Genomic DNA, 21938 nt, shown 5'->3' with positions numbered 1-21938 from the left:
GTATTAAATCATTTCAATGGTCGCTCCAATAAAAAGCTAATTTTTCATCACTTACAAGAATATATCTATGATGATATGGAAAATTTCGAAATGGGGTGTCCAGATGAATTTTGATTTAACTGAAGAACAAAAGATGCTTTATAAAATGATAAGAGAATTTGCTGAGGAAGTTGTTGCTCCTGGTGCAATAGAAAGAGATCGCACAAAAACATTTCCGATTGACGTGTTTAAACAACTTTCTGAAATGGGTATTATGGGATTACCGTTTCCAGAAAAATACGGTGGAGCTGGAGCTGATACTATTAGTTTCACTATTGTCACTGAACAGTTAAGCAGAGCCTGCGCATCTACCGGTATAACTTATTCTGCCCATATCTCTTTAGGTGGTGCACCAATTCATTTATTTGGCACAAAAGAACAAAAAGAAAAATATTTAATTCCAATTTGCACAGGAGAATCTTTTGGAGCATTCGGCTTGACTGAACCGAATGCTGGCTCTGATGCTGGAGGAACAGAAACGAAAGCGCAACTACAAGATGGTCACTTTACCATCAATGGCACGAAAATTTTTATAACCAATGCTAGCTTCGCTAAGCATCTAGCATTAACAGCTATTACAGGAGTTGAGGACGGTAAAAAAGAAATAAGTGCAATTATCGTTCCAACAGATTGTGAAGGATTTACTATTAACTGTCCATATGAAAAAATGGGTTTAAATGCTTCAAATACAACAGAACTTATATTAGAAGATGTGAAAGTTCCTGAGGAAAACTTACTCGGAAAAAGAGGCAACGGCTTTAAACAGTTTTTAACAACTTTAGATGGTGGAAGAATAGGAATTGCTGCAATGGCTGTAGGAATAGCGCAGGCAGCTTTTGACAAAGCTCTTGCCTATTCTAAACAAAGAAAACAATTTGGGAAAGCCTTATCTGATTTTCAAGCCACACAATTTAAACTCGCAGATATGGCAGTAAAAATTGAACTTGCAAGGAATATGGTGTATAAAGCTGCATGGTTGAAAGATGAGGGAAGAGTTTTCAGTAAGGAAGCATCGATTGCAAAATACTATGCTTCAGAAGTAGCGATGGAAATTTGCGACGAAGCAATACAAATTCATGGTGGATATGGGTATATGAAAGAGTTTGAAGTGGAAAGATATTTAAGGGATGCAAAGTTGTTAGAAATAGGTGAAGGAACGTCCGAAGTACAAAAATTAGTAATTGCCCGCCAAATTTTACAACTTTGACTTAATATTGTCGAATTTGTTACAAACCTCATAAAAGATGTCGTTTAGGGCTTTTCGTTTTTCGGATAATGCAGTACAATAATGATTGTTGACTAGATTCTATATTAATAGATGTAGAAGAATGAAACTAAAAGGGAGGGTAACCTATGAAAAACAATCCAATTATTCCTTATATTCTTATCATGGCATTCGGTATCGGACTCATCTTTTTCATGTCATTAGAAGGTGTAGGAAATAAAGAAGAAATTGCGCAACATGGTGAAGAGGGTACTACTGAAGAAGAAGGCGGCGGCGCTACTGCTGAAGGTGCTGGCGGTGAACAATTAGTTAGCACATGTATCGGCTGTCACGGTGGTGACTTAACTGGTGGTATGGGGCCAAGCCTTGTTGATAAAGATGCTGAACATATTGTTGATGTTTTAGTAAACGGTATCGAAGGCACTCCAATGACTCCAGGTATGAAAACTCCAGAGGAAGCTCAAGCAATCGCTGACTATATTACTTCATTACAATAATATTTTCTCAATCCTTAGCCGTTAGACGACTAAGGATTTATTTTTTTTCGGATAGGAAAGTATAAGTTTATGGATATCCACATAAGTAAGCATTGATTTTCGCATGATTTTCGACAAATCGTGTTTTTTTAATATAATATAATCGACAAATATAGAAAAAGGCGGTAATTTATGAACGCGCAAAAGTTATCAAAACGTTTAGAAGCGGTAGCATCATTTGTTCCAACTGGGGCGGTAGTAGCCGATATAGGGAGCGACCATGCATACTTGCCGTGCTATTTGATTCATCATGAAATTATTAATAAAGCGGTTGCAGGTGAAGTGGTAAAAGGTCCGTATGAATCAGCAGTTCGTCAAGTGAAATCAGAAGGTTTGGATAAACAAATCTCAGTTCGTCTTGCTGATGGACTAAAAGCAATTGAAGAGCAAGATAAAGTAGATACGATTACAATTGCTGGCATGGGTGGACCTTTAATTGTTTCAATATTAGAAAAGGATCCACAGGCATTAAAACACGTTACACGTCTTATTCTTCAACCTAATATCCATGCAAAGACTATTCGGCAATGGGCCTTAAAAAATGGATGGGCGATTTTAGATGAAGTGATACTAGAGGAGGATGGAAAAATCTATGAAATCCTCGTACTGCAAAAGGGAGTAATGACATTAACGGAAGCTGAGATACTGTTAGGCAAATTTTTAATCGCTGAGAGATCAAAGGTATTTATAGAAAAGTGGTCAAGGGAAATCGAAAATTGGAAGCGAGTTTTAGCATCAATACAAGACGCAGAGCAAACATCCGAAATTGTTGCAAAAAGAGGAGAGCTATTGCATTTAATAGGACTTGTTGAGGAGGTATTAAATAATGAAAACCGCTAATGGACAAGAAATCATCCAACTGTTTGAGAGCTGGTCGCCTAAAAAAATTGCCTGCATGGAAAATGACCCTATTGGACTTGCTATCGGTACATTAAATAAACCGATATCCAAAGTGCTTGTAACACTCGATGTAAATGAACAAGTTGCTGATGAAGCTATTGCAAAAGGGTGTGAACTAATTATTGCCCATCACCCTCCAATTTTCCGTAAATTGTCAAATATTCGAACAGATACACCTGCGGGAAAATTATATGAAAAGTTAATAAAAAATGATATCGCGGTTTATGCAGCTCATACGAATTTGGATGTTGCAGAAGGCGGTGTAAACGATTTATTAGCAGATGCACTGCAGCTTGAAAACCGTCAAATACTAGAAAAGACGTATCATGAAAATTTAATGAAGCTGGCAGTTTTTGTACCTGATGATTATGCAGAAAAGGTTCGTTTTGCATTAGCAAAAGCGGGAGCTGGACATATTGGAAATTATGATTCATGCAGCTTTTCAACAAATGGTCAAGGGCGATTTAGAGCACTTGAAGGGGCAGATCCTTTTATCGGCAATATTGGAGAAATGGAAAAAACGGATGAAGAAAAAATTGAAGTTGTTTTTCCGCACTCTTTAAAAAACAAAATTTTAAAAGCGATGCTAAACGCTCATCCATACGAGGAACCAGCATATGATTTATATACACTTGCAGTTGAAACGAATGAAATGGGTTTAGGACGCGTTGGAACTTTAAAACAACCAATGACATTAGAACAGTTTGCACAACACGTTAAAACTCAATTAGACGTACCATGTGTTCGTGTAGTTGGTAATGTGGCAACAATGGTTTCCAAAGTAGCGGTCGTCGGCGGGGATGGCAATAAATATATCTATGCTGCTAAAAGGGCTGGGGCAGATGTTTTTGTAACAGGAGATATGTATTTCCACGTTGCACAAGATGCACAAAGTATCGGGTTAAACATTGTAGATCCAGGTCATCACGTTGAAAAAGTTATGATAAAAGGTGTTGCTGAAAAAATGACAACACTATGTGAAAGTGCAAAAATATCTGTTCAATTTATACAATCTGAAATTAATACAGAACCTTTTATTTTTATTTAAGACTAAATTGGGATTTATGAGCAGTTTTTATTATAAGCCTTAAGAGTAGGTACATGTCTTTTGTGCGATTTTCTGAAATTTATGTGCGATTTTTCAAGGTTTATGTGCGAAATTAATACCGGATTAGCAGTGACCACAAAAAAGCACAATTCAGATCATAATCTGAATTGTGCTTTTTCTTAATTTGAATGTGCCGCCATTACTTTCTCGTTTACTGATTCGTCAAATTCTTTTTCTGATTTCGAAACAACAACAGTTGCAACACCATTACCAATTAAATTAGTCACAGCGCGGGCTTCTGACATAAAGCGGTCAACACCAATTAATAATGCGATACCTTCAACAGGAATCATTGGGAAAGCCGCAAGCGTTGCAGCTAAAGTAATGAAACCTGAACCTGTTACACCAGCTGCACCCTTTGAAGTAATCATTAAAATACCAAGAAGAGTGATTACTTGAATCCATGTTAAATCTACACCGTAAGCTTGTGCGATAAATAAGGCAGCCATTGATAAGTAAATAGCCGTACCGTCAAGGTTAAATGAATAGCCAGTTGGAACAACCAAACCAACTACCTGTTTAGAACATCCGAATCTTTCTAATTTACGCATCATTGAAGGTAATGCAGATTCAGATGAAGACGTACCAATTACTAAGAAAATTTCATCTTTAATATAGGCAATAAATTTAAAAATATTGAATCCGTAGAATTTAGCAATAGATCCTAAAATAACAATAATGAATATAGCCATTGTTAGGTAAACAGAAGCCATTAATAAACCTAGGTTACCTAATGATTCTAATCCAAAGTTGCCAATTGTATATGCCATAGCACCAAAAGCACCAATTGGCGAGAATTTCATTACCATTCCAACGATTTTAAAGAATATTTCTGAAACCTGTTCAAATAATTGAATAACTGGTTTTGATTTTTCCCCTAATGAAGCTGCTGCTAAACCGAATAATACAGCTGCAAATAATGTAGGTAATAATTCACCATTAGCAAGTGCTCCGATAAAGTTATCAGGTATAATACTTGAAATGAAAGCTCCAATACCATGTTCAGATTCTGCTGCAGCAGTCGTATATTGTGAAATATCTGACTCGCCAGCATGTGAAGTATCTAAGCCACTACCAGCATGAATAATAAGTGCAACTGCAATACCAATTGCTAAAGCGATTGTAGACACAATCTCAAAATAGATTAATGCCTTACCACCGATTTTACCAACTTTCTTCATATCTCCCATGCTGCCGATACCGATAACAACAGTTAAGAAGATAATAGGAGCAATTAACATTTTAATTAATTTAATAAATAAGTCTGCTAATATTTTTAAACCTGCTCCGAATTCAGGCCAGATTGCTCCGACAATAATACCTAAAATGATAGCAGTTATAACTTGAACTGTTAAATTTTTAAATATTTTCATTTCTATCCATCCTCCTTATTTCCTTGCTGCGAAAAATAATGTTATCGCTTTCATTGAAACTATCATAACTGATAGTTTTCAGAAAAAGCTGTTTAGTTTTTAAAGTTTATATCGTTCATTTCGTTCAATATCATGCGACTGCATTTGAAAATGTTATAATATCAAGCTTTCAACTGTTATATTACTGCTTTAGAAGGGGTGATTTTTGTTATAGTACAAAATAAAAGTGACATAAAAAATACTGCCTAATTAAAATAGGCAGTTAAATTTTGTTCATTTAGTTCATTTGGATAGAAAAGTATCTTTATTTAGTTCATGTAATAATTCATCTAAATACTCACCATTTACTTCATTATTATATATTTCATAAATTGGTTGTAATTTGGCTTGCCATTGATGTTTATGCGCATCGGTCAATTCATAAATTTGAATCGAGTCATCCATTTCAAGCAGCTTCAGGTTTTCCGTATTTATTTTTTCTGCTTGGTCGTATTGCCATTGCTGCATTTCTTCAAGTGATTCTATGATGATCTCTTGGATTTGTTCATCCAAGCTATTCCAAAAATCTTCATTCATCATCACTGCATAGCAAAGTATTCCATGGTTCGAAAGAGTAATATGATTTTCCATCGTGTGAAATTGTTTAGAGTATATATTTGATATAGTATTTTCTTGTGCATCAATGATTTTATTTTCCAGGTCATAATATACATCACCGAATGAGGAAGCATAAGGCTCTGCACCGAGCAATCTAAATTGCTGTCTTAGTATACTGCTAGGCATCATTCGAATGCGTTCTCCTTCAAAATCTTCAACTTCAGTAATTGGTTGATTTGAAGCAATCTGTTTAAAGCCATTGCTCCAAAACGTTAACCCCTTTATATTCATTAATTCTAATTCATCTAGTAATTTTTTACTAAGTGGTCCACTTAAGACTCTTTTTAATTCATCATTATTTTCTATGATAAAAGGTAAATCAAGAACTTGCCAATTTGGTAGAGAGTTTGTCATCTTAGAGAAAGTAGGTGCTATCATTTGGATTTCATTATTTAATAGAGCTTCTACTTCATTATTATCGCTATACAACATTCCATTTGGATACACTTGTACAACAACACGACCATTGCTTTTCTTTTCCACAAGCTCAGCAAATTTTTCTGCAGCCATCCCTTTTGGTGTATTCTCTGCTACAACATGACTAAAATGGATAGTGATTTGATCTTTTAAACCTATTTGTTCATCATCATAAGGCATTTCAGATGTTGAAAAAATATTTTGACGATACCCGAATAGTACGATTAATATAATGATGGTAATAAAGGAACCAGTTAGAAAGTATTTCATAGACTTCACCACAAGATTATCAGATTTAATATATATTTCATTATAAACAGAAGTAAAAGGAAGTAACAATTTATTAATGATAGGGAGGATGAAAATGAAAAAACAAAGACTATCTGTGAATGGTAAAATAATGTTTTTAACATTTTTCATCATTGCCTTTTCATTTTTAGTGGCAGGTACATTTGTAATGGGGAGTTTATTAAAGGAAAATGAAGAAAATATCGGCCAAAACGCAATGCTTGTTGCCCGAACTGTCGCATACTTGCCCGAAATAAAAACTAATTTGCAGAGTGAAGATGTTGCAGAAGCATCCCAAAATATAAACAATATTATTGAAGAAATACGCTATATTAATAAAGCGGATTATATCGTCATTATGAATATGGACCGTGTGAAATATTCTCATCCTTCAAAAGAACAGATTGGTGAAATTAGTAAATCTACGGATATCAATGCTGCATTTGCTGAGAATTACTATTTATCTAAAGCACAGGGTGCGGAAGGAACAATGATTCGTGCATTTGTTCCGATTATGAATAATCATAATAAGCAAATTGGAGTAGTCGTGGTTGGCTTCTCATTACCATCCTTTATCCAAATAGTGGCTGATTATAAAAATGAAATAATTATTACGATTGGAATATCAATCCTCTTTAGTATATGGGGTGCCCATACATTAGGGCGGCATATTAAGAAGCAGATGTTTGGATTAGAGCCTCATGAAATATCGAAAATGTATGTCGAAAGAACTGAAACATTTAACGCCATGCATGAAGGAATTATTGCAATTGATAAAGATTTTAATATTACAATCTTTAATAAAAAGGCGAGTGAACTTTTAGGAGTTGCTGGTGATCCCGCTAAAAATATAGGTAAAAATATTTTCGATGTATTGCCCGATACAAGATTACCGGAGATTGTCATATCCGGGCAGCCAGTTTATGATCAGGAACTCTACGTAAATAACCATAGTATTATTAGTAATCGAATCCCGATTATTGTTAATGGCAAAAAAGTAGGAGCACTTGCAGTATTTAAAGATTTAACCGAATTTAAACAGCTGGCGGAAGAACTTACTGGAGTTAAAGCGTTTGTACAAGCGTTACGTGTACAAACACATGAGTATAAAAATAAACTTCATACAATTGCAGGACTTCTACATTTAGGCCATACAAAACAAGCTTTACAATATTTATCACAAGTAAAAGATGAACATGATAGTGTAACGAAATTTTTAAATGAAAGAATTTATAATGAAAATATATCTGGTTTACTTTTAAGTAAAATAAGCAGAGGCAAGGAATTGGGAATAACAGTAACGATTGATAAAGAGAGCAGGTTTACAAAATTTCCTGCAAAACTTGATCACCATGACTTTGTTGTTTTATTTGGAAATTTAATCGAAAATGCCTTTGATTCGTTAGTTGCTGTTGATAAAAAAGAGAAAGAGATTACTATTTCAATTGATGATAATGATGGAATATTGGCGATATTAGTAAGTGACAACGGAATAGGAATGTCCGAGGAAGTGCAATCTCACATTTTTGAAAGCGGATTTTCTACAAAGGCAAAGGAAAATAGAGGGATTGGTCTATTTTTAGTAAACGAAATTGTAAATAAAGGAAACGGTACGATTGAAGTCATAAGTGAACAACATAAAGGGACGACATTTATTATTACATTTGAAATATAGTTAGGGGAGTAAAAGTTGGATAAAATTAAAGTACTACTTGTAGAAGATGACCCTATGGTAAGAGAAGTGAATAGGCAATTTATTGAACGGGTTGATGACTTCCAAGTGATTGCGATGAGCAGTAATGGGGTGGAAGGATATAAAAAAATCGTTGAATTAAAGCCCGATTTAGTAATTATGGATATTTTTATGCCAGAGCAGGATGGTCTCAATACACTTCGGAAAATTCGTTCAAATAACTTGCCGGTAGATGTTATTACAGTAACTGCCGCTAATGATATGCAGACTATTCAGCAAATTTTACATCTTGGTGTATATGATTATATTATGAAGCCATTTACCTTTGAACGTATTCAACAAACATTGTTAAATTATTATAAATTTAAGTTAAAGACAAAAGATGTGCAGGATTTAACCCAAAAGGAACTGGATGAAATGATTCACCCCTATTTAGTAGAAATAGATGAAGCTGTTGAAAGTAACACAGTTCTAATGACAGACTTGCCGAAAGGATTTAATCGTTCGACTTTAGATAAAGTGCTGAAATTTGTAAAAGATTCAAAAGATGGCGCATCTGCAGATGAGGTTGCTGCCGGAATCGGCGTTGCGCGGGTGACAGCACGACGTTATTTAGATTTTCTCGAAAAGCACAATTTCATTAAAGTTGATGTACACTATGGTGGAGTAGGTAGACCTATAAATCAATATTTTGTTTAAGTATTAAGAGTCTTTCCAGAGAATAAAATCTGTGAATAGACTCTTTATTTTATTAATAAGTATTTGGATAAATGTATAAACCTTACTACCTTAAACACCACTATCTTTTCAAAAAATGTAAGCCAAATTATGGACGTCACCTTCACTTTTAAATACTTCTTTTGTACAAAATTAAGCCCATTTGCATATGATAGATTTTAGAATAACCTTCGACAAAAGTATCGAAGAAAGGAGTATCATATGCGTCCTCAAAGTTTTAGACCACCAATGCCACAAGGTCGTCCATTTAATAGTTTCCCTGGTCCGATGCAAAACTTTGGATATCAACAGCCTCCTCAGTTTCCACCAAATATGGGTCCAGGAATAATGCAGGGTGTAACACAAGGTATGCAGGGAATACAAGGCATGCAAGGTATGACGCAAGGCGGATTACCTACCAGAGGCTCTACACCTAAACTTGACTCATTTATGGAAACGGCTAATCGATTTTTATCAACTGCACAAAGCTTTCAACCATTAATTCAACAGGCAACACCAATGTTCAGGAATTTACCTGCTATATGGAAGTTATATAAAGGTTTTCAAAGTTTACCTAAATCACAAGGCAGTCAAGAACCATCTAGGAAAAGCGAAAAGACTTCTACATCAGTAAAATCAAAAGATAAATATAGACCTGAACCACTCACTACACGTCCTTCAGTTCCACGTATTTATCAACCACCTTATAATTTTGATTAATGCTTTTAGTGAAAAATTAGTAGGAAGTTTTGTATAAACCGTGTCGCTCCGTTATAATAAATTTATGTAACCGCAAAAGGAGTTGACATGATGCAAGTCATTAAGATAAATCCAAGAGGCTATTGCTATGGAGTAGTCGATGCAATGGTGATTGCACGCAATGCCTCATTAGATAAAACATTGCCAAGACCTATTTATATATTAGGAATGATTGTACACAATAAGCATGTTACGGATGCTTTTGAAAAGGAAGGAATCATCACATTAGATGGTTCTGACCGTAAACAAATTATTGAGCAAGTTGACAAAGGTACTGTAATTTTTACAGCCCATGGAGTTTCACCTGAAATTCGTGAAATTGCTAGAAAGAAAGGGCTTGTTTCAATAGATGCCACTTGTCCAGATGTTACAGTAACTCATGATTTAATTCGTGAAAAGTCTGCTGAAGGTTATGACATCATTTACATCGGTAAAAAAGGGCACCCAGAACCAGAAGGGGCAATAGGTGTTGCGCCAGACCATGTTTTTCTAGTTCAAAACATGGATGATGTAGATGCACTAGAATTAAAGAATGATAAATTATTAGTGACGAACCAAACTACGATGAGCCAATGGGATGTAAAGCATATAATGGATAGCTTAAAGGAGAAGTTTCCACATATCGAAGTTCATGAAGAAATTTGTCTTGCAACCCAAGTTCGTCAAGAAGCCGTTGCTAATCAAGCTGGCTCAGCAGATTTATTAATCGTTGTAGGGGATCCAAGATCAAATAATTCAAATCGATTAACTCAAGTGTCTGAAGAAATTGCCAATACACCTTCTCACCGTATTGCAGATTTATCTGAACTAAAATTAGAATGGCTAGAAGGGGTTGAAACAGTTGCTGTAACTGCAGGAGCTTCAACACCAACGCCAATTGTAAAAGAAGTCATTTCGTTTTTAGAAAAATACGATCCAAAAGATCCATCAACACATGAAATCAACAGAACAGTTACATTAGACAAAATCCTACCGAAAATTAAAGAACCAAAGCCGGTAGAGAAGATTATGCCTTATTAATTTAATTATCCGAAAGTACAATTCAACAGCTAGATTGAATTGTACTTTTTTGTTTTAATAAATTACATTGGAGTATTTATAATGATTTATAGTGTAGGGATGTGAGCGGGCTAAGCACATAAGCCGCAGCGCCACGTTGTATCTGTACGACTTGTTTTTGTGCTTTGTGTAATGCCTGCTCACCAAATTAGCCGTGCTTCTAATTCTTCTAATATAATTCGCAGCTCACAGTGGGATGCTGCGTTTACTTATATTTCTTAAAACTACTTTGACAAAAGAAATAACATTTTGTTTAAAAATATATGTTAGATGCCTTTTCCTATTTCGATAATTTCAACTGAAAATGTATTAAGACCATTTTCTTTTGAAATTGTATTAATAATGTCGTTAATTTTAAGTATATTTTTATCATCAATGTCTTTGCTTGGTAATGAAATTGTAAGGACTTTTTCATCAGAGGAGTAAACTGTATACTGTATTCTTCTTTGTGGAGAGTAACCGCTTTTTATTAACTCATAAATTATTTTCTTAGTTAATTTAACTTCTTCAATTTTCGTGTATATTTCTTCAATTTCCTTTAATTCCTCAGCAGTAGCGTAAGAAGGGAGATTCTCATTTTTTTGATCGTAAGGGAAATTTAATAAAATAATAATGCCGATAATAATTAAAAAGGCTAATAATATGTAATATCTTCTCGTTTTAATTCTTCCTTCTTTAAAAAGTATGATAATAAGTTTTTTTATAAAACATTTTTTTATAAAACAATATTTTAATTGCAACTTCACTCTCTTCAATAAGGTATATTTTGCATAACCTGAATTAATTAAATATTCTAAAAGCCTTGCGTTTATTGGGCTTCGGCAGTGGATTTGTTGTGCTTTATATTACCAAGATGATACAATATGAAGCATATTAGGAGGTACGAAATATGTCGAAATATACGGATTATGATTTTAAGCCATTTTTAAGAGATGCAATAGCGAAACTTGGCTTTACAGAACCCACCCCTATTCAAAAGGAAATGATTCCGCTTATTTTAAGAGGAAAAAGTGCGATTGGACAGGCACATACGGGAACAGGTAAAACACATAGCTTTTTATTGCCAATCGTGCAACGTATTAACGAAGAGAAACAAGAAGTACAAGCAGTGATTACATCACCAACTCGTGAATTGGCTCAACAAATATTTGATGCATTAAGTCAGCTAATTGAAGAAACAAACATCCAAGCGAAATTATTAATTGGTGGTACGGACAAACAACGAACAATCGATAAATTAAAAACACAGCCACAAATTGTTGTTGGAACACCTGGACGTATTCGTGATTTAGTTGCTGAAGGAGCATTGCTTGTCCATACGGCGCCAATTCTAGTTGTAGATGAGGCAGACTTAGCATTTGATATGGGTTTCATCGAGGATATTGATGGATTTGCTTCACATATGCCTGAGAATCTTGAAATGTTTGTATTCTCTGCAACGATTCCAGTTAAATTACAGCCGTTCTTAAAAAAATATATGGAATCTCCAATTCATATTCATATGAATGATAAAAAACCAGTGGCAGAAAACATTGATTTTGTATTAGTTCCAGTTCGCTCGAAATCACGCAATCGTAGGTTATTGGACGTCATTGAGGCGATTAATCCTTATCTTGCTGTAATCTTCTGCAACACGAGAAAAACAGCAGAATCAGTAGCTGGATTTTTAGCAGAACAAGGAATTCGAGCTGGTCAAATACATGGTGATTTAAGTCCGCGTGACCGTAAAAAAATGATGAAACAAATAAGAGATCTAGAGTTTCAATATATCGTTGCAACGGATTTAGCAGCACGCGGTATTGATATACAAGGGATTTCTCATGTTATCAATTATGAAATTCCAGATGATCTTGAATTTTTCATTCACCGTGTGGGTCGGACAGCTCGTGCTGGCAATAGAGGAACTGCCATTACTCTTTTCCAGCCAGAGGATGAAGATGCATTAATTCGAGTTGAAAAAATGGGTATACCATTCGAACAAAAAGACGTAAAAAATGGTGAATGGATTGAATTAAAAGAACGCCACGCCCGAAAAAATCGAGAAAAACATGAAAACGAGATAGACGTTATTGCAAAGGCAAAAGTTCGTAAACCAAAAAAGGTAAAACCTGGTTATAAACGAAATATGCGTTGGGAAATGGAAAAAATTAAAAAGAAAGAACGTAAAAAAAGAAATCGTATGAAATAAAAGCTTTGAGGATGCTTAAGGCCTAATATCAAAAAAGCATACGAAGATAATGGGAGGAAACTTGAGAATGTTGATTGGTTCACACGTTTCGATGAGTGGGAAAGAAATGCTTCTTGCTTCAAGTAAAGAAGCAGCTTCATACGGTGCATCTACATTTATGATTTATACCGGTGCGCCGCAAAATACTCGTCGTAAACCTATTGAAGAATTAAATATTGAAGCAGGCCTTGCGCATATGAAGGAGCATGGGCTTTCAAATATTGTAGTACATGCACCATATATTATTAATATTGCGAATACAACAAAGCCAGAAACATTTGCACTTGGCGTTGATTTTTTACAAAAAGAGATTGAACGTACAGCAGCAATTGGCGCAACACAAATAGTATTACACCCAGGAGCCCATGTTGGAGCAGGGGTTGATGCAGGTATTGCGAAAATAATTGAAGGCTTAAATGAAGTGTTAGCTACGAATCATCCTGTACAAATTGCACTAGAAACGATGGCGGGAAAAGGCTCTGAAATTGGGAGAACATTTGAGGAATTAGCACAGATTATTGATGGTGTAAAAAATAATGAACGTTTATCCGTTTGCTTTGATACATGTCATACACACGATGCTGGTTATGATATTATTAACGATTTTGATGGAGTATTAGAGCAATTTGATAAACTAATAGGGATAGACCGCATTAAAGTAGTTCATGTAAATGATAGTAAAAATGTTTGTGGTGCTGCAAAAGACCGCCATGAAAACATTGGGTTTGGACATATTGGATTTGAAGCATTATATAATATCGTTCATCATGAACAGTTTAAGGAAATCCCTAAAATTCTAGAAACACCTTGGGTTGGAACTGACTCAAAAAATAAAAAAGCACCTTATAAATATGAAATTGCCATGCTTCGTACAGGCAACTATAAACCTGAAGAAATTGAAGCATTAACTGTTTAACAAAAAATGCACTGAGCAAACTAAGCTTAGTGCATTTTTTTATTAGAAAAGCGTAAGCGCCCCGTAAGCCCCGTGCCGCCTCTTGTCGCGTCCATGCGACAGGCGGCATGATTCACATCGTGTGAACCTCAAGCGCTGGCCGACAAAAACGCCACATCGTGTGGCATTGTCGGCACTTGCACATCCGTGTGCTTCGGAGGGCCCTCTGTCGAAAGCATCTTTTTAGCTTTCGACAGAGGGGCAGACCGCGACCTCGAGGGGCTGGGCGCTGGAGCTAGACCTTACTCAGGAGGATTAGGTGAAAAAGAAATTAGTCGTCATTTTACTTCTAACACTTTTACTTATTAATCATGACAAGATTGTTTCTGCAAATTCGAACTTAGAAAACATCGTTCAATCACAACTCGGGAATGACAATATTAGTGTTTCTGTAAGAAGTTTAGAAACAGGGGAAGTCATATATATGAAAAATGGAGATGTTGGAATGAAACCTGCTTCTACTTTAAAGCTTCTTACTGCAGCGGCAGCACTTAATGTTCTTGGTTCCAACTATCGCTTCGATACGATGGTTTATATCGATGGTTTGGTTGTGGATGGTGTATTAAGAGGAGACGTTTATATAAAAGGAGGAGGCGATCCAACTTTACAAAAGAAAGATTTTGTTGCCTTTGCAGACACGTTAATGCATCAAGGTATAAAAATGATTGATGGAAATTTATATGGGGATGATACTTTGTTTTCAGGCCCACAACTAACTCCAGGTGTAGCAAGTGCGGATGAAAGTTATTATTTTGCATCAAGAACAGCAGCATTAACGATGTCGCCTGACAATGATTATGATGCTGGTACAATAATAATTGATGTATCTCCGTCTTCAGTAGGAAGGCAGCCTATAATAAGTGCTAGGCCGAATGAAAGCGGGATGATCATTCAAAACAATGCGGTAACTGTAAATGCGAACCAGTCAAACACAATACAAATTGAGAGGCAATACCGAACAAATACTATAGTTGTTACTGGGAATATACCGATTGGCAGCTCCTTTAAAGACTGGGTAACACTTTATGATCCAACGATTAATACTCTTCATGCGATTAAAAATACATTTAGACAACGTGGTATCGATTTTTTAGGTAATTCAGCAGTAGATCGAAAAGAAGTGCCTGCTGATGCTTCAATGATTTATACTAAGCATTCTTTACCGCTAAAGGTTTTGATTAATCCATTTTTAAAGCTTAGTAACAATAGTATTGCAGATATATTAATAAAGACTCTGGGCAAAGAAGCTTCTGGAAAAGGTACGACTGAAGCTGGAGTAAGTGTTTTAAAAGATTATGGAATAATGCTGGGTCTGGATGCAAATCAATGGTCGCTCGAGGACGGATCGGGAATCTCACATAATAATCGAGTCACTGCAAATGAGCTAACAAAGCTTTTATTTAAAATGCAGGGGGAACCCAACTATAAAGAGTTTTATGCAGCTTTGCCAATAGGAGGAGAGAAAGATCGTTTACAAGGTGGTTCACTTAGTAAACGATTTAATTCAAAGCCTTATACAGAGCGAGTTGTTGCGAAAACAGGGAGTATTTCCGGAGTATATACGTTGGCAGGCTATGTAAAAGCAGCTAGTGGGCAAACCTATGCATTTGCAATTATGACACAAAATCAGTCTTCAATAGCAATCCCTTCAATTGATGAAGTTGTAAAATATATGATTAATTCGTACTAAATTAAGTAAAGAGTGAGTAAAGTCGTTATTAAAATGACTTTTCTCACTTTATTTTTTAAAATATTTTAAGCACTATACCTAAATCTTAACAGTTATTTGCGTTTCGAAATTAGGAAGCTGCGTTTTCACAAAGGTAGTTGTAGTTTTATAAAAGAAATTAATCATTTAAAACAAAATTAGATTAAAAATATAGAGTTTTTTCTTATTTCACAAACATCCAGACATCTCTGTGCACTTAGTGAATCTGGACTCGTCTAGGTGAAAACATGCTAGTCGGCGAAAATATAAGCTTCGGCAGCATCCATTCCAAAATCTAGATCATTAGCAGGAGTTTTTCTATAGTGTCTGGTATGAAAGAATTCAATGCCTTGGATTATTATTTACATAAATTGCAAGGAAAAGTCTGATATTGTGACGAAATAGATTACTACGGAAAAGAAGTACTTATTACAAAAATATAGTAGGAGGAATTGAAGTGTCCGAAAACAAAGTAACAAACGGTATGACAACTAACGTAGAAGGGCGAGTTCTTGTCATAGAACGAGTCTTCAACGCGCCACGAGATCAAGTATTTAAAGCGTTTTCGGAACCTGAACGCTTGGAGAGCTGGTGGGGTCCAAAAGGATGGCAAACGGAAAATCGCAAATTTGATTTTAAACCTGAAGGCGTATGGCACTATTGCATGCGTTGTACAGATGAGAACCAAGGTGAGTTTTTTGGCCAAGAATCATGGGGGAAATTTGTCTATCAAGAGATCATTGCACCTGAGAAGATTGTCTATACAGATGTTTTTGCAGATCAAGAAGGTAATGCTGTCGATGGTATGCCAGAGATGCTAATTACGGTGGATTTTGTTGAACATGAAGGAAAGACAACACTTATTACACGTTCTCAATTCGCGTCAATCGAGGCTCTTCAGCAGGTAATGGATATGGGTGTAGTCCAAGGTATGGCCTCACAATTTGACCGCCTCGATGATCTTCTAAAAGAGCTACAGTAGATAAGATAACAAGTATTAGGAGTTGTTAAGTCAACTCCCTCTATAAATGTTGATATATCAACGGTTTGACCCGTTTTATCTAATAGAAAAAATATTTTTTAAAGAATAATATTTTAGTATTTTACAATACTTCAATTCATTTACAGTTTGAGGATACGCTTCGCTAAAGTTAATTGGTAGTAATTAACTTTCCGTTCCAATATGTGATGCACAATTGGATCTCTGCAATGCTTATGATGACGTACCCTCCCATGTCTCTTGGCGTCTAGCGCATACATTCCTTCGTTCGGTCTATTCATAAGGCAGAGGCTGGCGATGCTCCTTTAGGGACTCGTAGTCGGATGGAATAAATAATGCCGGCTTCTCCGTGTCATCCTTTTGTAATTTAATCGAGCTAAGGTGTAGCTTAGGCTGCCTCTACGAGACAATAAAGGTCTTTCATCATAAGTTGTTCATCAAACTGTACTTTCTTCTTGCATAGAGCGTGTAAAATCTTCAGTAACTTACCACAAAGGACAACCATCGATTGCTTCTTTCGAAGTGGATTAACTGTGCGTGTGGTGTAATATTCATGTAATTGCTTAAAGGCTTCATTATGGCGAATCAACGGTATCATAACTCGGAATAAGAGAGAACGAAGCTTTCTTCTTCCTCGCTTTGAAATGCGTTTCTGACCTTTGTGTTGCCCAGATGAGTTTTCACGTAATGTGAGTCCCGCTAGTTTGATTAATTGGCGTGGATGCTCATATTGAGTGAAGGAACCAATCTCTGAAAGAAGATCGACGATTGTTACATCGCCAATACCAGGCACAGTGGCTAGATACTCATAATCCGTCATTTGTTTCGTTAATTCAATTAATTGTTCTGTTAGACTATCGAGCTGTTGTTGCATCAATTTGCGTTGACTAAGGAGTGTGGCAATTTCTATTCGTGCCATCGTAAGACCTTCTGTCAACCCGATTGAAGATTGAGCAGCCTCGACTAATTGTTTTGCCTTCGGCAATTGAGGTGATTTTAATCCCTCTACCTGACGGTATAAAAACAATAATTCTTCGGGAGATTTACCGAGAATATCAGCGGGTAGAGGTGTCTTTTCAAGAACCGCATACGCCATCTTTCCGAAACTTTTAAAAACAGACATAAATTCTGGGAAAAAGCGATCCAACCATCGAATGAGACGATTTTGTAATGCATTGAGATCTTCTTGTATCTTTGAACGTAACGTGGCACCGTTTCGTAATTCCGCTTCCACGCCTTCTAGAATACGTGGATAGCTAAAACGTCCATCACGTATTAGACGCGCAATTACAAGTGCATCCTTTTGATCGTTCTTCGTTTGGAGATTATCGTCCAATTCTTTGGATTTGTTCACATGGCTCGGATTCACCATGATAAACGGAATCCCATGTTCAAAAAGATAGACAGCGAGATTCATCCAGTAGTGGCCTGTAGGCTCAAAACCAACTAATATTTCGCTTTTATCATGCGTAGTAAGTAAAGTTAATAACTTTTCATAAAATGCATCAAACCCATTTCTTGATTGCGTGAAAGGGAATGACTTTTGAAGCACACGGCCTCGTTCATCAATTGCGCAAGCATAATGTTTGTGCTTAGCGATATCGATACCTACGACGAGTGTATTTTCAGTGACTTGATTAATTTTCTGGTTCGTATTAAAATTCATAGACGGAGTCCTCCTGTGTGATGATGGGTCAATGGCTGTTGACACTCATGCATCATACTAGAGGGCTTTTTTTATTTCAAGACCCTGAAAATCCTTCTAACAGGAATGCTCCTTTATTATTTTTCTAAAAGGTTTAAATAAGAATAAAAGTTTTATAGAGACATTGATCTTCAACAACAAGGCGCATTTGTGCAGCAACAGCATATTAAATGATCCAATTTTAAAAATCTCATATATAAGTAAAATAAAAAACTCCATTTTGATCAATCTTTTATCAAAATGGAGTTTGCATTTACTGTTAAATAAGAATTGAATAGCATTTTTAAGCAAATTTTATTCCAAGCCAACTGCAGTCTGTTGCCTTTCTTCTAATGTTTTAAAAATAGTAGTCTATTAATTATGTTAAAAATATGCTATAAGAGTAAATGATAGCACTTTTATAATAAACTGATAGTTATTAATAGCTATATTGGAGGCATCTATGAAGAACAAAATATTCACATACATATTAATTTTTACTCTTATTGTTAGTAATTTTATATTTTTACATTCAGCCTCAGCAGCATCAAGCCTGGATCAAACAGTACAATCCCAATTAGGAAATTCGAATATTGGTGTGTCATTAAGGTCATTAACAACAGGTAAAGTGTTATATGAAAAAAACGGGGACATTGGAAGAAAACCCGCATCCACTTTAAAGCTATTAACAGCATCAGCAGCACTAGACGTTCTTGGTCCAGACTTCCGTTTTGAAACACAAATATATATTGATGGGGATATACAAAACAACATATTATATGGTGATTTATACATAAAAGGTGAAGGCGATCCAACACTTAATAAAAATAATTTCTTAACTTTTGCAAAAGTTTTAAAACGTAATGGCATTCATAAAATAACAGGAAATATTTATGGAGACGATACTGCATTTTCAGGTTCTCAGCTTACTCCAGGTATAGCTGTTGAAGATGAAAGTTTTTATTATGCAGCACGAACAACTGCTTTAACTATGTCGCCAAACAGCGACTATGATGCAGGGACAATGATTGTTAATGTTAAACCGACAAAAGTAGGGCGCTCCCCACAAATAAATGCTGAGCCTAATACGAGTGGAATGCGTATTCAAAATCGCGCAAAAACAGTAAGTAAAGGTCAGAGGAATACAATTAATATTGTACGAAGATATAATACGAATCAAATTATTATTACCGGTAATATTCCAATTGGAAGCTCAGCGAAAGAATGGGTAACATTATTTGATCCAACAATTAATACGCTGCATGCATTAAAATTAACGCTTGCCGGTACTGGTTTAAAATTTCCTTCTACATCTACAGTTAAACGGAAAAAGGTTCCAGAAAGCGCTGAGCTTATATATACTAATCAATCCATCCCATTGAAGACCCTTATGAACACTTTTGTAAAATTAAGCAATAATAGCATTGCAGATATTTTAGTTAAAACAATGGGTAAAGAGGTATATGGCAATGGCCATATAAATGAGGGATTGAAAGTAATAAACGAATATGGTGAATCACTAGGATTACATATGGATCAGTGGAGCTTTGAAGATGGCTCTGGGATGTCTCATAAAAATCGTGTTACTCCAAATGAGCTAACTTACTTGTTATTAAATGTAAGAAACGAACCAAATTATCGTATTCTATATTCAAGTTTACCAATCGGTGGTCAGCAAGATCGCTTAATAGGTGGTTCTCTTAGAAAAAGATTTACCTCAACAGCGCTGCAAAACCGTGTTGTCGCAAAAACAGGTAGTATTACTGGAGTCTATACATTAGCGGGATATGTAACAGCAAAAAGTGGAAGAACATACACCTTCGCGATTATGACGCAAAATCAAACATCAAATAAAGTGGACGAAATCGATCAAGTTGTCAAAAAAATTATAAATGACTATTAATAATTTATAGGCTTCAAAAAATAGAAAAAGAACATGTCTTGAATATTAAGACATGCTCTTTTTAATTTAATAAAAACTAAGAATTTGCTAATTTCTATTTTTATACTTTAGAATACTGGACCATATTACATATATAATAATAGTATCTAATATCAAATACAAAACATTAAATAAAATACCCTGTATTCCGATTTCAAAAACTTTTAGAAAACTGATTCCTTCACCTTTATATTGAATCCATTTTAAAGGTAATCCTAAAATAAATGCTATTATAAAACTGGCTAAAATCCTTGTATTTTTAGTCATCATATTCCCCTAATAACAGTTTATATTCATTGCCACAATTTAAATATTTATTTTGAGGAGCATATTATTTTAATGAATTACTAATATTCCTAAAAAGAAAAGTTTAGAAAAATTTATATATAGTATTGAACATTTTAACTGATTACGCAATTAATTCCTTTTTGTATTTTGACTCTAAAGTTTGTTGAGTAGTTCATTAGTTACAACCCAAATAATAGATATAAACTATTAAGAAAGATAGTCTATTGTGTATATGAATCATAAAGTTTCAGTAGCTTCTTTAACTTTTTCTTACCAATAATTTTTTCAACTTCTTTTAAAAATGCTTTAGGTATACCTGTTATAATCCAAGTAAAAGAAGCTTTATCTACTAGTGGACGCAATTTTCGAACTTCATCAATAGATAAATCAACATCGTATTGCTTTGCATATTGAATAATTTCCTTATCCGATTTTGATAAGAACGCTTCAATAAATTCAATCTGTTTCAATAAATCATCCTTTCAATACTAATCAATTAAGAATTCTTCCACACCCAAGATTTCAAGCTTGCTCACTTTACATTTTGCTATGAATCAACTATACTAACAAGTTGTAAATCGTAATGATTATGAATTAGAAAGAAGAGAAAAAATGAGCGAAACAATAATCGAAATGAAAAATGTATCTTTTCAATATGAATATACACAAGTATTGAATGATATTTCCTTTCAAGTTAAAGAAGGAGATTTTCTTGCCATCCTTGGCCCTAATGGCTCTGGAAAATCTACCCTTCTAAAATTATTACTTGGTATAATTAAACCGATGGCTGGAGAAATCAAATTGTTCGGTCAGCCTAATGATTCATTTCGTGAGAGGGAATGGATCGGCTATGTTTCTCAAAAGTCCAATGCTTTTAATTCAGGTTTTCCTGCTACTGTCGAAGAAGTAGTGAAAAGTGGATTATCAAAGAAAGTTGGTTTATTTAAACGAATGCCAAAGGATGCAAAAGAAAGAGTACATCAAACATTAAAATCAGTAGGAATGGAAAAGTTCAGCGACCGCAATATTGGCCAGCTTTCCGGCGGGCAGCAGCAGCGTGTTTTTATCGCACGGGCACTTATTTCAGAACCTAAAGTTTTAATTTTAGATGAACCTACTGTTGGTATTGACCATGAAAATGTTCAATCATTTTATGATATGTTAGCAACATTAAACAAGGAACAAAATATAACAATTATTTTAGTAACACACGACGTTGATACTGTGTCAAATCGAATTAGCCATGTTGCTTGTTTAAATCAAACGATTCATTTCCATGGATATAAGGAAGATTTCGATTCAATATCACAAGAACAGCTCGACAAGTGGCAAGGCCATGCAGTAAGAAAGATTCATTAAAGAG

General features: G+C 35.1%; 19 protein-coding genes. 14 read left to right on the top strand and 5 right to left on the bottom strand.

The window, feature by feature from the left end; translation table 11 throughout:
- The first annotated feature begins 103 nt into the window (after nucleotides 1-103).
- The 4 genes from MKY04_RS13340 to MKY04_RS13325 all read left to right on the top strand — a co-directional run bounded on the left by MKY04_RS13340 (nucleotide 104) and on the right by MKY04_RS13325 (nucleotide 3748).
- Entirely contained in the window at nucleotides 104-1246 is a 1143-nt protein-coding gene (locus MKY04_RS13340) for an acyl-CoA dehydrogenase family protein (protein ID WP_126296223.1), read from the top strand.
- 146 nt (nucleotides 1247-1392) lie between these two features.
- Nucleotides 1393-1761 carry a c-type cytochrome gene (locus MKY04_RS13335; protein ID WP_126296224.1) on the top strand — a complete coding sequence of 123 codons (369 nt, stop codon included), beginning with the start codon at nucleotides 1393-1395 and terminating at the stop codon, nucleotides 1759-1761.
- Between the two features lie 171 nt (nucleotides 1762-1932).
- Nucleotides 1933-2640, top strand: a complete 708-nt coding sequence (locus MKY04_RS13330) for a tRNA (adenine(22)-N(1))-methyltransferase (protein WP_126296225.1) — start codon at nucleotides 1933-1935, stop codon at nucleotides 2638-2640.
- Nucleotides 2627-3748, top strand: a complete 1122-nt coding sequence (locus MKY04_RS13325; protein WP_346234571.1) for a Nif3-like dinuclear metal center hexameric protein — start codon at nucleotides 2627-2629, stop codon at nucleotides 3746-3748. Before MKY04_RS13330 ends, MKY04_RS13325 begins: the two co-directional genes overlap by 14 nt.
- Before the next feature lie 179 nt (nucleotides 3749-3927).
- Here MKY04_RS13325 and MKY04_RS13320 read toward each other — a convergent pair whose 3' ends face one another.
- Nucleotides 3928-5181 (bottom strand): dicarboxylate/amino acid:cation symporter, encoded by a 1254-nt coding sequence (locus tag MKY04_RS13320; RefSeq protein ID WP_126296227.1) that lies wholly within the window; start codon nucleotides 5179-5181, stop codon nucleotides 3928-3930.
- A 282-nt stretch (nucleotides 5182-5463) separates the two neighbouring features.
- Nucleotides 5464-6525: a DctP family TRAP transporter solute-binding subunit gene (locus MKY04_RS13315; protein ID WP_126296228.1), complete on the bottom strand. Its 1062-nt coding sequence runs from the start codon at nucleotides 6523-6525 to the stop codon at nucleotides 5464-5466.
- 94 nt (nucleotides 6526-6619) lie between these two features.
- Here MKY04_RS13315 and MKY04_RS13310 point away from each other — a divergent pair, with 94 nt between their 5' ends.
- The 4 genes from MKY04_RS13310 (at nucleotide 6620) to MKY04_RS13295 (ending at nucleotide 10732) form a co-directional block, all read left to right on the top strand.
- Nucleotides 6620-8218 (top strand): ATP-binding protein, encoded by a 1599-nt coding sequence (locus MKY04_RS13310; protein WP_126296229.1) that lies wholly within the window; start codon nucleotides 6620-6622, stop codon nucleotides 8216-8218.
- Nucleotides 8219-8233: 15 nt separating this feature from the next.
- Entirely contained in the window at nucleotides 8234-8935 is a 702-nt protein-coding gene (locus MKY04_RS13305; RefSeq protein WP_126296230.1) for a response regulator, read from the top strand.
- 240 nt (nucleotides 8936-9175) lie between these two features.
- The gene (gene vrrA / locus MKY04_RS13300) at nucleotides 9176-9673 is read left to right on the top strand and encodes a VrrA/YqfQ family protein (protein WP_126295631.1); all 498 of its coding nucleotides are present in this window, start codon (nucleotides 9176-9178) and stop codon (nucleotides 9671-9673) included.
- Nucleotides 9674-9763: 90 nt separating this feature from the next.
- Nucleotides 9764-10732: a 4-hydroxy-3-methylbut-2-enyl diphosphate reductase gene (locus MKY04_RS13295; protein ID WP_126295632.1), complete on the top strand. Its 969-nt coding sequence runs from the start codon at nucleotides 9764-9766 to the stop codon at nucleotides 10730-10732.
- 305 nt (nucleotides 10733-11037) lie between these two features.
- On the opposite strand, the gene MKY04_RS13290 is transcribed toward MKY04_RS13295, so the two are convergent.
- Nucleotides 11038-11511, bottom strand: coding sequence for a hypothetical protein (locus tag MKY04_RS13290; RefSeq protein ID WP_346234570.1), 474 nt, complete (start codon nucleotides 11509-11511; stop codon nucleotides 11038-11040).
- A gap of 149 nt (nucleotides 11512-11660) precedes the next feature.
- Here MKY04_RS13290 and MKY04_RS13285 point away from each other — a divergent pair, with 149 nt between their 5' ends.
- The 4 genes from MKY04_RS13285 to MKY04_RS13270 all read left to right on the top strand — a co-directional run bounded on the left by MKY04_RS13285 (nucleotide 11661) and on the right by MKY04_RS13270 (nucleotide 16643).
- Nucleotides 11661-12959, top strand: coding sequence for a DEAD/DEAH box helicase (locus MKY04_RS13285; protein WP_126295634.1), 1299 nt, complete (start codon nucleotides 11661-11663; stop codon nucleotides 12957-12959).
- 67 nt (nucleotides 12960-13026) lie between these two features.
- Complete coding sequence (locus MKY04_RS13280) at nucleotides 13027-13914, top strand: deoxyribonuclease IV (RefSeq protein WP_126295635.1); 888 nt, start codon at nucleotides 13027-13029, stop codon at nucleotides 13912-13914.
- Nucleotides 13915-14212: 298 nt separating this feature from the next.
- Nucleotides 14213-15643 carry a D-alanyl-D-alanine carboxypeptidase/D-alanyl-D-alanine endopeptidase gene (gene dacB / locus MKY04_RS13275; RefSeq protein ID WP_126295636.1) on the top strand — a complete coding sequence of 477 codons (1431 nt, stop codon included), beginning with the start codon at nucleotides 14213-14215 and terminating at the stop codon, nucleotides 15641-15643.
- 502 nt (nucleotides 15644-16145) lie between these two features.
- Nucleotides 16146-16643: an SRPBCC domain-containing protein gene (locus tag MKY04_RS13270; protein WP_126295653.1), complete on the top strand. Its 498-nt coding sequence runs from the start codon at nucleotides 16146-16148 to the stop codon at nucleotides 16641-16643.
- A gap of 406 nt (nucleotides 16644-17049) precedes the next feature.
- On the opposite strand, the gene MKY04_RS13265 is transcribed toward MKY04_RS13270, so the two are convergent.
- Entirely contained in the window at nucleotides 17050-18327 is a 1278-nt protein-coding gene (locus MKY04_RS13265) for an IS110 family transposase (RefSeq protein WP_126296408.1), read from the bottom strand.
- Between the two features lie 481 nt (nucleotides 18328-18808).
- Between MKY04_RS13265 and dacB (MKY04_RS13260) the strand changes: the two genes are divergently transcribed.
- Nucleotides 18809-20248, top strand: a complete 1440-nt coding sequence (gene dacB, locus MKY04_RS13260) for a D-alanyl-D-alanine carboxypeptidase/D-alanyl-D-alanine endopeptidase (RefSeq protein ID WP_346234569.1) — start codon at nucleotides 18809-18811, stop codon at nucleotides 20246-20248.
- Between the two features lie 548 nt (nucleotides 20249-20796).
- Here dacB (MKY04_RS13260) and MKY04_RS13255 read toward each other — a convergent pair.
- Complete coding sequence (locus MKY04_RS13255) at nucleotides 20797-21045, bottom strand: DUF2624 family protein (protein ID WP_126295638.1); 249 nt, start codon at nucleotides 21043-21045, stop codon at nucleotides 20797-20799.
- Nucleotides 21046-21187: 142 nt separating this feature from the next.
- Here MKY04_RS13255 and MKY04_RS13250 point away from each other — a divergent pair, with 142 nt between their 5' ends.
- Nucleotides 21188-21934 (top strand): metal ABC transporter ATP-binding protein, encoded by a 747-nt coding sequence (locus MKY04_RS13250; protein WP_126295639.1) that lies wholly within the window; start codon nucleotides 21188-21190, stop codon nucleotides 21932-21934.
- Nucleotides 21935-21938 lie beyond the last annotated feature (4 nt).

This window comes from Lysinibacillus telephonicus (genome assembly GCF_039654155.1).
Classification (GTDB): Bacteria; Bacillota; Bacilli; order Bacillales_A; family Planococcaceae; genus Ureibacillus; species Ureibacillus telephonicus.
Note: the sequence above shows the minus strand (reverse complement) of the source record. Positions and strands in the feature narration are given on the sequence as shown.

Bases quoted from the DNA above. Each gene is read 5' to 3' on its own strand.
- MKY04_RS13285 (WP_126295634.1), top strand. From the start codon at position 11,661: ATGTCGAAATATACGGATTATGATTTTAAGCCATTTTTAAGAGATGCA.
- MKY04_RS13270 (WP_126295653.1), top strand. From the start codon at position 16,146: ATGACAACTAACGTAGAAGGGCGAGTTCTTGTCATAGAACGAGTCTTC.
- MKY04_RS13295 (WP_126295632.1), top strand. From the start codon at position 9,764: ATGCAAGTCATTAAGATAAATCCAAGAGGCTATTGCTATGGAGTAGTC.
- MKY04_RS13330 (WP_126296225.1), top strand. From the start codon at position 1,933: ATGAACGCGCAAAAGTTATCAAAACGTTTAGAAGCGGTAGCATCATTT.
- MKY04_RS13280 (WP_126295635.1), top strand. From the start codon at position 13,027: ATGTTGATTGGTTCACACGTTTCGATGAGTGGGAAAGAAATGCTTCTT.
- MKY04_RS13310 (WP_126296229.1), top strand. From the start codon at position 6,620: ATGAAAAAACAAAGACTATCTGTGAATGGTAAAATAATGTTTTTAACA.
- MKY04_RS13325 (WP_346234571.1), top strand. From the start codon at position 2,627: ATGAAAACCGCTAATGGACAAGAAATCATCCAACTGTTTGAGAGCTGG.
- MKY04_RS13320 (WP_126296227.1), bottom strand. From the start codon at position 5,181: ATGAAAATATTTAAAAATTTAACAGTTCAAGTTATAACTGCTATCATT.
- MKY04_RS13335 (WP_126296224.1), top strand. From the start codon at position 1,393: ATGAAAAACAATCCAATTATTCCTTATATTCTTATCATGGCATTCGGT.
- MKY04_RS13265 (WP_126296408.1), bottom strand. From the start codon at position 18,327: ATGAATTTTAATACGAACCAGAAAATTAATCAAGTCACTGAAAATACA.
- MKY04_RS13315 (WP_126296228.1), bottom strand. From the start codon at position 6,525: ATGAAATACTTTCTAACTGGTTCCTTTATTACCATCATTATATTAATC.
- vrrA (WP_126295631.1), top strand. From the start codon at position 9,176: ATGCGTCCTCAAAGTTTTAGACCACCAATGCCACAAGGTCGTCCATTT.
- MKY04_RS13250 (WP_126295639.1), top strand. From the start codon at position 21,188: ATGAGCGAAACAATAATCGAAATGAAAAATGTATCTTTTCAATATGAA.
- MKY04_RS13340 (WP_126296223.1), top strand. From the start codon at position 104: ATGAATTTTGATTTAACTGAAGAACAAAAGATGCTTTATAAAATGATA.
- dacB (WP_346234569.1), top strand. From the start codon at position 18,809: ATGAAGAACAAAATATTCACATACATATTAATTTTTACTCTTATTGTT.